Raw genomic sequence first — 13,128 nt, forward strand, 5'->3', positions numbered from 1 at the left:
TCCAGCGGGTACTTCCTCGGGGCAGGCATCGTCTGGGCTCCTCTCATGAGACCCATCTGACCCCCTGTCACTCCTCCCCGCATCTCGGGGGAACCTCACGCTGACGGCAGCGGCCATTGAGCTGAAGGGCCGTATGCGAGAGGTCGGAGTCGTTCTACCCGGCGCCCGGGAGGCCATAGCGTCGTGCGCCGATCGCCACACCGTCCAGTCAGCGGTCACCGGCAACCTCCGCCCCATCGCCATCACCAAACTGGCCGCCCTCGGTCTGGGCGACGGGCTCGACTTCTCCGTCGGCGGCTACGGCGACGACCGCAACGATCGAGCCGACCTCGTGCGTCAGGCGCGCAAGCGGGCATAGGAGAAGTACGGGCACAGCTTCGGCCGCAAGCGGCCCGTCGTCGTCGGAGATGCGCAGCACGATGTCCGCAGTGCCCTCGATGCCGACGCTGTGACCAGCGGCGTCGCCAGCGGTCGCCGCTCCACCACAGGACTACAGAGGCCGGGGCAAACATCGTGCTGGCGACACTCAGCGAGCTTCACCGGCCGGTGGGGGGGTGAAGCCCTCGGCTGGCGGCAGCTGCACAGTGTCAGCAGTCGCCGACAAACGGGCGCGGGCGACGCCGACCCGCTTGGTCGACAAGGCGCTCGGCCACGCAACTGCCGGAGCAACCTGGGGCCTGGCTGCCGAATACGCCTGCGCAGAGCACCCGTGCCGAGGCCGTCGCCATCATCCAAGCGGGTGCCCGGGACACGGTCGTCAGCGTTTGATGCGGCTGCGCATGGCGAGGATGGCGAGGGTGAGGAGGACGGGCTCGGTGAAGCGGCTGGCCATCTCCGTGTAGGTGCCCCACGTGGTGAGGTCCTGGCCGCTGGAGCGGAAGACGACGGAGTTCAGCACCACTTGGAGGCTCTTGTCGAAGCGTTTCGCGCTGAAGCGGTCGCCGACCGGCAGGGTGAGCCGCGGATCCTGCTTGTCCACGGTCAGCGTCACCCGCCCGCCACCAGCGGGAACCGTGCCGGACGCGGTCTGCTCGGGGGATGACTCGGGCAAGCCCAAACCCATCATCAGCACGATCGTGACGGTCACGGCCAATGTGAGCCAGGCCAGGGCGCGGGACGCGCGGAGACCGTAGCCGGAGGCCAGCCAGTACACCCACAGCAGGCTCCGTTCACCGGGCGGGGTACCGGCGCGGTCGTGGCGGCGCATCTCCATCTCGCCGTAGTAGAAGTCGGCGGCGCCGGGCTCGTTCCTGCCGTCCTCGAAGGCCTTGCGCAGCTGCCTGTAGAGCGCGGCTATGTTTTCCGGTCCCGGAGTGAGCTCCGGGTCGGGGTGGTGCGGTCCCGGGCGCCAGTGGCCCGGGGTGGGCCGCCGGTCGGCGGTCTGCGCGCGCCAGTGGTGTTCTTCGGCCAGAGTGCGTCGACGGGTCCACCAGTGAGGCCAAAAGGAGCGGCGGAGATGGAGACCGGGAGGGGCGGGCGCAAAGGTGGAGCGGCCCTCCAGACGGAGCTGGTCGAGGTGGAACGCTCCGGAGAACAGGCAGTCGCTCAGGTCGGTGTCGGTCAGGACCAGAAACGCGGCGTCCACGCCCCGCACCGAGACCACCCGCACGCCGTGCTCGGCTCCTACCAGCAGGTCCTCGTCCACCGTCGTGGTACCGCGGGTGAAGGGGACGGGGTGGGCACTGACGGCCACGGGGAAGAAGAGCACCGCGTGGCTGAGGTCCGTTGCGGCGTACCGCAGGCGCAGGGTGGCCGTCGATTCCCATCTCGTCCTCTCGCAGCGCACCTCTGCTGCCGCGATCTCCAGGGTCACCGGCACCTCGAACAGCGCACCGGACAGATCAACCGTCGCCGCACACACCACCGGCCCGAACCACGGCATGGCCGCGAACCGCGCCTGAGGGAACAAGGCATCACCCGAAAACCGGGCCAGATGGAACCAGACGTCACCGGCGAACTGCGTGCCCTCGAACCTGGCGGTGCCGCAGAACCGTGTCCCGTCGAACCGGGCGACGTCGGCGAACCTGGCCTGATGGAACAGAACGTCACCGGAAAACCGGGCCAGGTCGAACCCGGCGGTGCCGGAGAACTGCGTCCCGCCGAACCGGGCGACCTCGGCGAACTGCGTCTGGTGGAACCGGGTGTCGTCGGCGAACTGCGTCCCGTCGAACCAGGCCGGACCGGCGAAGTGCGCCCCGTCGAACCGGACGTCATCGCCGAAGTCCGCCCCGCCGAACCTGGCGGTGCCGGAGAAACGTGCCCCGCCGAACCCGGCACTGCCCGAAAACCGCGCTCTGCCGAACCAGACGTCTTCGGCGAACTGTGCCACGCCGAACCCGGCGGTGCCGGAGAAGAGCGCCCCGTCGAACCGGGCGACATCGGCGAACCGAGCCCCCTCGAACCAAGCGGTGTCGCAGAAGCGCGCTCCGCCGAATCCGGCCCCGCCGGAGAAGTGCGCTCCGCCGAACCTTGCATCGCGCGCGAAGTGTGCTCCGCCGAACCTGGCGGTCTCCGACACCCGCACCCCACCGAACCAGGCATCATCGGCGAAGTGCGCCTGGCGGAACAGCGCGTTGCCGCCCACCTGCGCACCGTCGAACCAGGCCGTGCTGACGAACTGAGCCCCGTCGAACCCCGCGTCGCGGGAGAAATGGGCTCCGCCGAACCTGGCCGCTCCCGAGAACCGCGCCCCACCGAACTCACCCGTGCCCGAGAACCACGCCCGGTGGAACCCCGCGTCGTCGGTGAACCGTGCGCCGTCGAACCGCGCGGTACCGAGGTGCGGCTTTCCGGTTGCGGGGTCCTGGAGGGCCTGGAGGAGCGCGTTGAGGAGCGTTCCGGTGAACGGAGTGCCGCGGTGGTCGATGTCGGCGCCGGGAACCAGACCGCTGAGGTACTCATCGCGGTCGGCGCCGCCCACATGGGCCAGACACGCCGTATGGCCGGGAACATGAACGCCGGGGCAGCCGACGGGATCGGTGTCGGGGTCGGCGCCGTGGGCGCAGTGCAGCCAGGACGGCGCGGTGGTCGGTGCGGGGGCCGGGGGTGTGCTCATGGCCTGGCAGCTCCGACATTCGTGATGAGGTGCGGCGGCTCCGCCCGTTCAGCGCGCTCGGCGGCTGGGGTGTCGAATACACTCGACACCCTTCCTGGGACAGAACATGCCCCCCACTAAACCACGGTGAGGATCCGGTGCTGGCCGTGGGCGGCCAGGGGACGGGCGTCGTGGATGCTGGTGACCCAGGTGATGGCGGCGTAGCGGCCGGGGGAACAGGGCGCGGCGAGGGCGATCTGCCGGCCCGGGGAGAGCGGTGGGGTGCCCAGCCAACGGGTGACGTCGAAGGGCGGCGTGGGCACAGCACCCTCGAAGTACGCCTGGATGTCGTCTTCGGTGACCGTGTCGTCCGTGAGGGGGTACAGGGCAAGTTCGTCGACCTGCCCCGGCATGTGGTTGACATAGCGGAGGGGGCGGCCCCGCTTGAGCCGTCCGCGTAAGGCGAAGCGGGGTCCCAGGCCGGGGGATTCCCAGGCCGTGATGGTGGCGGCGGGTGGGGCGGTCGAGCGCTGCTCCCGCGGTTGGTGCACCGTGAGTACGCGGACGTACTCCTGCCCCGGCGCGGGGTTGCGGCCCCTTGCACCCTCGAAGTCGAGGAACTCGAAGATCAGGTAGCGGCCGGCTTCCAGCTGCACGGTGAACCCGGTGTCCGTGCCGACGTGAGTGAGGCCGCCGCCGTACAGTTCGGCGGCGGCCATCAGGGCCTTGGCTGCCTCGATGTTCTCCTGCCCCTTGGTGGCGAAGACGCGCCTCAGCCGGGTGCGGAACTCCGCCTCGGTCACACCGTGCCGAAGCCGGGCGAGACCAACGGCGCCGGTCAGGTCGCTCGTGGTCCGCAACCGGAAGGTGACGGCTCCCGCGCCGGCGTCCGAGGGGGCCGAGAGGCCGTCCTCTCCGGTGACGATGTCCAGGGGCGCGGTGTGCCGCGGGCCGCGGGGCGCACGCGCTCGCGCCGTGCCGCCCATGGCCGCTGTCGTGCCCAGTGCCGTCAGGCCCACGAGGGCGTTGCGTCTGCTCAACTGAGCCATGGAATACGTCCTCCGTTGCGCATGTGCGGTAGCCGGGCCGCCGATCGGCTGACTGTCCGTCGCGACTGCCCCGGGCACCCCCGAAGCACCGCCCGGGGCAGTCGCTGCCGGCTCCCCCGCCCTGGCTTTCCACCCTGGATGACGCGTTTGGGCGTTTCGCTGGACAATGCGCTGGGTCGGACACTGGTAAAGGTGGAGGGAAACGAGTGGCCGGGCTTTCGCGGGATGGCCGGGCTTTGGCGGGAGGGGGCCGCATGGGGGTTGGGCACGCTCAGGGATCGTTGCGCGAATCGCTGCACGGATCGCTGCGCTTCGAGTTGTTCGGACCGGTACGCGTCTGGTGCGGCGACCGGCAGCTGGATCTCGGGGGCCCGCGCAGACGCGCCGTCGCGGCGGTGCTGCTCCTCAACGCGAATCAACTCGTCGGCAGGGAAACGCTCGTCCAGACCGTCTGGGGCGAGCCCGCACCCGCGTATGCCGTCAATCAGCTGCAGAAGTACGTCTCCGGTCTGCGGCGCGTGCTTGATCCGGGGCGGCAGCCGCGAGCCCGGTCGGAGATCCTGCGGTGGTCCGAGGGCGGCTACGTGCTCTCCGTCCAGCCGGGCGGACTCGATCTGCACGTCTTCGAGGAACGGGTCACGCTCGGCCGCGCCGCGCGGGCCGAAGGCAGCCTGGAGCAAGCCGCCGCTCATCTGTACGAGGCGTTGGAGCTGTGGCGCGGGCCGGTCCTGGCGAATGTGTCGAGCCCCTATCTGGACGGAGAGCGTGACCGGCTCACCGAGTGGCGCGCCACGGTGCTGGAGGAACGGATCGAAGCGGATCTGGAGCTGGGACGACAGGCGGACGTGGTAGCCGAACTGACGGGGCTGGCGGCCGAGTTCCCGCTCCGTGAGCGGCTACGGGCGCACCTGATGCTGGCTCTGTACCGGTGCGGGCGACAGGCCGAGGCGCTGGAGGTGTACGACGAGACACGACGCCTCCTGTGCGCCGAACTCGGCGTGGACCCTGGCCCGGAAATCCAGAGGCTGCACACCCGCATACTGCGCTCGGACCCCTCGTTGTCCCAGCACGCGCGACCGGCGCACCGGCTTCGCCGACCGGGTTCGCCACGTGCCACGGCTCCCGAACCGGAATCGGTTTCCGGCCTTCATCAGCTCCCCATGGACATACCGGAATTCGTCGGACGCGAAGCGGAATTGGAGCAGCTGCACCGGACGCTGTGCGGACATGCCGCTCCCTCCGACGGAGAGGACGGGGCGGTGTCCCTCGCGGTCGTCGAAGGGATGGCGGGGGCGGGCAAGACTCGGCTCGCCGTGCACGCCGCGCACCGCTTCGTCGCCGAAGGCTTCTTCGGCGACATGCAGTTGTGGGCCGACCTCAAGGGCTTCTCCCCCAGCCGTCCTCCGGCGGACCCGGCCGATGTGCTGGAGGACCTTCTGCGTCTGCTGGGGGTCCCCGGCAACCAGATTCCCGTGGGAGTCGAGGCACGTTCGGCGCTGTACCGCGACCGGCTGGCCGGCAAGCGCGCCTTGGTGGTGCTGGACGACGCGGCCGACGAGGACCAAGTGCGGCCGCTGCTGCCGGGGAACCCTTCCTGCGCGCTGCTGATCACCAGCCGCCGGGTGCTGTCCGGGCTGGACGGCGCACACGCCGTACGGCTGGGCGCCTTTTCGACGCAGGAAGCCCTGTCGCTGCTCGCTCGTGTCGCCGGCCGTTCGCTCGACGAGCCCGTTTCCGGAGCCGCGCGGCGTCTGGTGGAGCTGAGCGGGCGGCTACCACTGGCCATCGCGTTGGCGGCACGGCGGCTGCGCACCCGTCCGGCGTGGAAGGTGGCGGAGCTGGTGGGGCGGCTGGAAGCCGACGAGGAACGGCTGCGGCAGTTCACCGTCGGAACGCGGGCGGTCGACAGCGCCTTCGAGCTGTCCTACCGTTCCCTGTCGGCCGAGCTGCGGCGGGCGTTCCGGCTGCTCGCCCTCCACCCGGGCGACGACGTCACACCCTCCTCGGCGGGTGCGCTCCTGGGCACGACCTGCGCGCAGGCCGAGCGGCAGTTGGAGTCGCTGCTCGACGAACATCTCCTCCAGCAGCACACCTTCGGCCGGTACCGCTACCACGACTTGCTGCGGTTGTACGCCGCCGGACTCGCCCGCGCCGAGGATGACGAGCCGGAGCGGCGCACCGCCGTACGACGCCTGGTGGACTGGTACTGTCGCGCGGCCGAGACCGCCCGGCACGCCCTGGAACCCTGGTGGCGGCGCCTGCCCGAGAATGGCAGCCGTTCCGCTACGGGTTCCACCGGCGACGATCCCACGGACCCCACGGCCCTTCCCGCCTCGCTGTCCCACTCGGGCTCCGCACTCGACTGGCTGGAACGGGAACGCGCGAACCTCCTGGCCGTCTCGCGTGCGGCCGCGGCTGCCGAATGGCACCACAGCACCTGGCGGCTGGCGACCGCGGCCCACGCATTCCTGGTACAGCACGCCTACGCCGGCCACAGCCACGAAGGCCTGCGGCTGGGCCTGGAGGCCGCCCGCCGGATGCCGGACCCCGCCAAGGAGGCACAGACCTTGCGGGACCTGGGCGGCATGTACGACGGTCTGGGCAGACACGAGGAGAGTGCGGCTCAGTACCACGCCGCTCTGACGTTGTCCGAAGAGGAGGGGGACGTGCCCGGTGCGGCCGAGGCACTCATCGGGCTCGGCCGCACCTCGTACGCCCTCGGGCGCTATCCGCAGAGCCGTGAGCAGCACCGGCGTGCCCTCGCCCTATTCACGAAGATCGCGGACCGGCACGGACAGGCCCGGGCGCGCGGAGGCATGGGGACAGCGAACCGGTTCGTCCCCGGGCAGCACCGACAAAGCGCCGAAGAACACCGTTGGGCTACTGCCCTGTTCAGGGCGACCGGTGACCGCCGGGGAGAAGCGCACGAAGCCACCAACGTCGGCGTGGCGCACTGGGCCTTCGGCAACTACCGGCAGTGCGCACGCCACCATGGACGGGCACTCGCCCTGTTCAAACAGAGCGGCGACCTCCGCGGACAAGCGATCGCCCGCCACGGGCTCGGGCTCGCGGCGTGGCACCTCGGTCGGCCCGATGCCGCGCGCGATCACCACCTGTACGCGCTCGACGTGTTCCGGAGGCTCTCGGACCGGCGTGGCGAGGCCATCGCACTCCACCGCCTGGGATACGTGCAGTGGGTCACGGGCGACTACCTCCGAGGCGAGGAACTCCTCCACCAGGCCCTCGCGCTCAGCGCCGGCATCAAGAACCGTCAGACCGAAGCGTGGACTCTCGCCTCCCTCGGACACCTCTGCCGGCGACTGGAGCGCACTGACGAAGGCCGTGAGCACCTCCGGAAGGCGCTCGAGGTCGCCCGGTCGACCGGGGACCAGCACTGCGAGTCCAGCGCCATCCTGGGCCTGGCCCTGATCAGCCTCACCGCCGGGCGACCCGACAGCTGCCACGAAACCGCCCTGCGCGCCTTGGCCAAATCCCGGAAGCTCGGCGATCCGCACGGCCAAGCCATGGCGATGATCACGCTGGGTCTCGCTTCCCACGCCCGGCGGCAACCGCGCCAGAGCGCGGCGTGGAACCGCCAAGCCCTCGCTCTGGCCCGGCAGACCGCCGAACCGTTCACGGAATCCATGGCCCTCACCGGTCTCGGACAGGCCCGCACCGGACTCGGGCACTACGACCATGCCGAACGGCACCTGAAAGCGGCCCTCACCATCCAACGGCGCATCACCGACCGGCACGCTGAGGCAGACACCCTGATGGCCTGGGCGGACCTGGTGGAAGCGGTGGGCAGCCGGCAGGCCGCGCGTTCCAGCCGGGACCACGCCCTGTCGATCCTCGCGGAGATAGGCGCCCCCGCGCCCGGGTGACGGGTTATGGGTGACGGGTGACGGGTGACGGGTCGAGGCGCCCGTCCTCCGCTCTCGCCAGCGCCGGCCCAGAGGTTCGTCCAGCGAAACGTCCAACCCCATGAGCCACGGTGGGAGGCGACGACGTACTGGGAGTGTTTCGCAGTGGGCGACAACGCGGATCTATTAAGCGGCCACGGCAATGCCGTCGGCAGGAAGGGCCGAGCGCAGTCCGATTGATCAGACCAGCTCAGACGGGCTGCCAAACAACGTCGCGGTGGGTGAACTCGGTGATGTCCGGGCTGCGGGAGCCACGACAGGGACGTGACACGCAGCTCGGACATCCAGCCCCGTCTCACATGGAGGAGTCGACGTGACTCGCATGAAGAAGACAGCCGTTCTCTGGGCCCTGGCCGCAGGCATGTTCGCGACCTCGGCCAGCCCCGCTCTCGCCGACCGCAATCAGACGGTGGCTTCGCCCGACCGCAGCACGACGGTCGCGTCAGCGGGACAGAACGCACAACTACAGAAGTGCTATCACCACAGGGCGAAGATCAAGCTGGCCAAGCGCAGCGGCCCAGGGAAGTCGTATCACCGGACCGGCTGGGTGGGGAAGAACAAACGCGTCTGCATCAACAAGATCAAAAAGGGCGGGTCCTTCCGCCAGTGCGGCGGCGGAAGGGACTGGGCGCATATCGCCGGCACAAGGAGTTGGGTTGCCGGACAGTGCCTGCGCTGGGATGAATAGTCCCTTTCACGCCAGGTCCGCCGTTCAGCCCGATGGCCCGTCGGCAGCACGAGGCGTTGCTGCGCTGTTGTCGATGCGGAGCGCATTCGAGCATCCCCGATCGCGACTTCGAGGTCGACGGAGCCTGACCAGCGTCCCGGCGACGCAGTGCCACCTCGCCACGGCTGTTCACGTCCCGGCTGTCACATCCCGGCTGATTCAGCGGGACGAGCGGGCGCCCCTCTACCCCTTCGACCGGTCCTGGCAGAGAGGCTCAGGCGGGCCTTCGCGATCGCCGATGCTCGCACCGACCTGTCGCGTGGTGCACCCACCGCACGCGTCGCCTGCCACGGCCGCGACATCGGGGGCACGTCTCGCCGGGCCCCGTGCAGCGAGCCGGATCGGCACGGGGCCTGGTACGCGCCAGGAACCAGCCGGCGAAACGCGCTTCCATCCGTGGCGCATTACTGCTGTCGAACTCACTTCGAGACCGGGAAGGCGAGTGGGACAGGCACTGAACGGGAGGGCAGCGAGGAGCCATGGTGTACGAGACAGTGTTCCGAAGCGAGGACGTGTCTGCCGCGGACCGGTTCGACTACTGGCGTGAACTCATGGTTCAGACGGTCGTGCCGATGGACATCAGCAGTGACTACGCTGACGACTTCCAGGCATCCGTTCATCTGCTGGAACTCGGCGCGGCGCAGGTACGGCCAACGACTTTCCAGTCCGTGCACTTTCACCGAACTCCCCAGCTGATCCGGCAATCGGCTCCCGAACTACTCCATGTGCTTCTCGTCGAACGCGGGACCGTGGGCGTGAGCCAGTCCGGACAGCAGGCCACACCCGGCCCCGGCGACCTGAGCATGGTCGACTTCTCGCGACCGTTCGACTCCTACGCGATCAGCGACGGGCGCCCGGTGGAGGTGGTAGGGGTAGCAGTTCCCATGGAGACGCTGGCGTTGGCCGAGAACAAGGTCACCAAGCTGCTCGCGCAGAGACTCTCGGCACGGGAAGGCTTCGGTGCCCTGCTTGCATCGTTCCTCACCCGCATCACGACGGACACCGGCTCCTTCCAGCCCTCCGACTGCCCCCGGTTAGGAACCATCCTGGTCGACCTGCTGTCCGCGCTGATCGCCCACGAACTCCACACCGACAACACCCTCAGTCCCGAAACCCGCCAGCGGACGCTGACCCTGCGCATCCGCTCCTTCATCCAGCAGCACCTGGCCGATCCCCAACTCACACCCCGCGCGATCGCCGCCGCGCACCACATCTCCGTCAGCTACCTGCACCGCCTCTTCCGGGAAGAAGGCACCACCACCGTCGCCGCCTGGATCCGCCACCAACGCCTCGAACGCGCCCGGCACGACCTCGCCGACCCCGCGCTGTGCCACGTCACCGTGCACCGGATCGCCACACGTTGGGGCTTCACCCGCGCCGCCGACTTCACCCGCGCCTTCCGCACCCACTACGGCATGCCCCCCAGGGACTACCGACACCAAGCACTCGGCATCCAAGCGGAGACGCATCGCTAAGCACTGCGCACTCCCTGCTAATGACTCCCCAACTGCAGCCCCGGCAGTCTGCTGAGGTACCTGTCGGCTCAAGGGGCGCGCAGGTCCGCGGGAGGGCCTGCTGGGCCGACGAGGCATGGGACTTCCACGCTTGCCAGCACACAAACCGAGAGGTTCGACCAGCGAAACGCCCAAGGTAGGAGGGGACGACCAGCGAGCACTCCGGGGGACGGGCCTTGCGGGCGCCTTGACACGACGCAGCGGACGGTCAGGCGGTCGCAAGCCCCATTGGGTAGCCGACGACTGCCGTGAGACCGGCAGCCAACCTGCGGCGCAGCCCCCGCACCCAGGAGCGGAAGGGAAGGGGCAGCACGACGCACCAGGGACGCCGCGGACGCAGACGACCACGAGCGGGCCAGGAACTCCTCCCGGCCAGCCCGGGAAAGATGCGGTCAGCCGACTCCGTCGTATTCCGCCGGCCCAAGGCGCCGTCGTACCAGCGCGGCATGGCACAAAACGGGGAGGGATTTGCAGTGGGGGACAACGCGGATCTGCGGGTCGACAAGGAGACCGTCGAGCGGTTGACCAAGGGCATCACCTCCGCCCTGGACGAACTCCGGGAGATCGGCACCGCCGATGACGCCGCCCAGGGCAGCGGCTTCAACGAGATGCCACTGTCGAAGATGGAGGCAGGCCACGACGGCCTCGCCGAGGCGTTCGAGGGCTTCTGCGAGGAGTGGGAGTGGGGCGTACGGGGCCTCATGGCGGACGCCGACGACGTGGCCCAGGCGCTGGGGCTGGCCGCCGGCGGCACGTTCGAGGAGGACGAGTACCGCTCCACCACTCTCAAGCAGGGCATCCAGGCCGTCTCACCGGCGAGTAACCCGCACACCACCAAGGAGGAACTCGCCCAGCAGGGCTACCTGGACGCCGGCACGGGGCTCTTCGGCTGATGGGTGGCCTCGGAGACGCCATGAACGCGCTGGAGAGCGGCGCGAAGAAACTCACTGACAACACCACCGACACCCTCAAGGACCTGACTCCCGACCCCGTCGAGGACAAGGTCGAAGGCGCCATCGAAGGCGGCGGCGAACTGCTCCGTTCCGGCGCGGACGCCGCCGCGGGAAAGATGGACGACTGGGGCTGGCACAAGGCCGCCGACTACACCCGCAAAGCCGGGGACTACGTCAGCAACAAGACCGGCGGAAATGTCCCCGAAGACCAGTTGGGCGAGACTGAGGAAGCCAACAAACTCATCCACGGCAGCCCCTCGAAACTGCGCTCCACCGCCAAGCACCTCAAGGACTTCGACAAGGCGTTCACCGCCGTCGGCAAGGGTCTCAAGGCGCTGGACTCCGCTCATCTGAAGGGCGAGGCGGCCGACGCGTTCCGTGCCTCGGTGGACGTTCAGCCTCCGAGGTGGTTCAAGGCCGCTGATGCCTGCGAGAAAGCGGGCACCGCCCTCGAAGACTTCGCGGGCACCGTCAAGTGGGCCCAGAGCGAAGCCAGGAAAGCGATCCGCCTGTACAAGAAGGCCAAGGCAGCTTCCGAGGCGCATCGCGGGAAGGTCGACGCCTACAACGACGCCGTCGACAAGTACAACGCCACCGCGGCCGACGAGCGTGACCCCGACAGCCTGCCCGACAAGCCTCCGGCCACCGATCCCGGCAAGGCCAAGATGGACGAGGCGCAGGAGACCCTGCACGAAGCACGCCGTCAGCGCGACGAGGCCGCACGCGCCGCCGTCAAGGCGGTCGAGGCCGCACGCGAAGCGGCGCCGCCCAAACCCTCATACCGCGCCCAGGCCCGCAGCGGAGTCAAGGGGAACCTGCTGGGAGCGGAGCATCTTGTCGCTGGACTCGTCAAGGGCGGGGCCGGGCTGTTGAACTGGAGCAAGCAGACCAGCCTGGTCAACCCCTACAACATCACGCACCCCGGTGAGTACGTCACCAATCTCAACAGCACCGCGAACGGGCTCATCACCGCCGCCAAGGACCCCAAGAAGTTTCTGAAGTCGGAATGGTCCACATTCCTCAAGGACCCGCAAGAGTACGTGGGTACGTTCATCGCCGAGTCCGCGCTCACCGGCGGCTCGGGGAAAGCCGCCGGGCTGGCTCGCAAAGCTGCACGCACGGCCGAGGGCACAGGGCGCAAGGCCGTAAAACACCGTGGCCCTGGGGAGAACACCACACCGCCGAAGAAGAAGTGCAGCGACGGAACCGACCCGGTCGACCTGGCGACGGGGAAGATGTACCTCCCGCAGACCGATGTCTCCCTGCCGGGCGCGTTGCCGCTGGTGTTCCGCCGCCAGGTGGAGTCCGGCTACCGGGTCGGTCGTTGGTTCGGCCCGTCCTGGTCGAGCACGGCGGACCAGCGGCTGGAGATCGACGCCGAGGGCGTCGTCTTCGTGAGCGAGGACGGTCTGCTGCTGTCCTACCCTCACCCGGCCCCGGATGTCACGACCCTCCCCGAAGCAGGCCCCCGCTGGCCTCTCGAACGCGACCCTCATGGCGACTACACCCTCACCGATCCCGCCACCGGTCACGTCCGCCACTTCGCTGGGCCGCTTGACGTGGACCCGGGTGGCGACGGGGTCGCGCTGCTGGAGCAGATATCCGACCGCTCCGGCCACTGGATCACCTTCGAGTACGACGCCGAGGGCACCCCGACCGCGCTCGCGCACAGCGCCGGGTACGAGCTGAAGCTCAGCACCGCCGAGGGCCGGATCACCGCCCTCCACTTGGCGGGCGCGGCGGAGGACGGTGGCGACCAGGAGCTGATCCGCTACGCCTACACGGACGGCAACCTCACCGGCGTGACGGGCTCCTCCGGCCTCCCCCTGCGCTTCGAATACGACGAAGAACGCCGCGTCATAGCGTGGGTCGACACCAACGACCGCCGGTACGACTACGCGTACGACAACCAGGACCGCTGCATCGCC

8 protein-coding genes are annotated in these 13,128 nt (G+C 69.4%); 6 read left to right on the plus strand and 2 right to left on the minus strand.

Going from position 1 to position 13,128, the window contains the following annotated elements:
* The first annotated feature begins 133 nt into the window (after positions 1-133).
* Entirely contained in the window at positions 134-358 is a 225-nt protein-coding gene (locus LCH29_RS42615) for a hypothetical protein (protein WP_446467059.1), read from the plus strand.
* 399 nt (positions 359-757) lie between these two features.
* On the opposite strand, the gene LCH29_RS42620 is transcribed toward LCH29_RS42615, so the two are convergent.
* Both LCH29_RS42620 and LCH29_RS42625 read right to left on the minus strand, forming a co-directional pair.
* Positions 758-3,055, minus strand: coding sequence for a pentapeptide repeat-containing protein (locus LCH29_RS42620; RefSeq protein ID WP_446467060.1), 2,298 nt, complete (start codon positions 3,053-3,055; stop codon positions 758-760).
* Positions 3,056-3,171: 116 nt separating this feature from the next.
* Positions 3,172-4,074, minus strand: coding sequence for a hypothetical protein (locus tag LCH29_RS42625; RefSeq protein ID WP_446467061.1), 903 nt, complete (start codon positions 4,072-4,074; stop codon positions 3,172-3,174).
* A 263-nt stretch (positions 4,075-4,337) separates the two neighbouring features.
* Here LCH29_RS42625 and LCH29_RS42630 point away from each other — a divergent pair, with 263 nt between their 5' ends.
* The 5 genes from LCH29_RS42630 to LCH29_RS42650 all read left to right on the plus strand — a co-directional run.
* Positions 4,338-7,967 carry an AfsR/SARP family transcriptional regulator gene (locus tag LCH29_RS42630; protein ID WP_446467062.1) on the plus strand — a complete coding sequence of 1,210 codons (3,630 nt, stop codon included), beginning with the start codon at positions 4,338-4,340 and terminating at the stop codon, positions 7,965-7,967.
* A 361-nt stretch (positions 7,968-8,328) separates the two neighbouring features.
* Positions 8,329-8,694, plus strand: a complete 366-nt coding sequence (locus tag LCH29_RS42635; RefSeq protein ID WP_446467063.1) for a hypothetical protein — start codon at positions 8,329-8,331, stop codon at positions 8,692-8,694.
* Positions 8,695-9,212: 518 nt separating this feature from the next.
* On the plus strand, positions 9,213-10,208 hold the full coding sequence (locus tag LCH29_RS42640) for a helix-turn-helix domain-containing protein (protein ID WP_446467064.1): 996 nt from the start codon (positions 9,213-9,215) through the stop codon (positions 10,206-10,208).
* A 512-nt stretch (positions 10,209-10,720) separates the two neighbouring features.
* On the plus strand, positions 10,721-11,140 hold the full coding sequence (locus LCH29_RS42645) for a hypothetical protein (protein WP_446467065.1): 420 nt from the start codon (positions 10,721-10,723) through the stop codon (positions 11,138-11,140).
* On the plus strand, positions 11,140-13,128 hold a 1,989-nt coding region (locus LCH29_RS42650), incomplete at its 3' end, for a putative T7SS-secreted protein (RefSeq protein ID WP_446467066.1). The genes LCH29_RS42645 and LCH29_RS42650, both read left to right, overlap by 1 nt.

The organism is Streptomyces sp. BRA346, assembly GCF_052851135.1.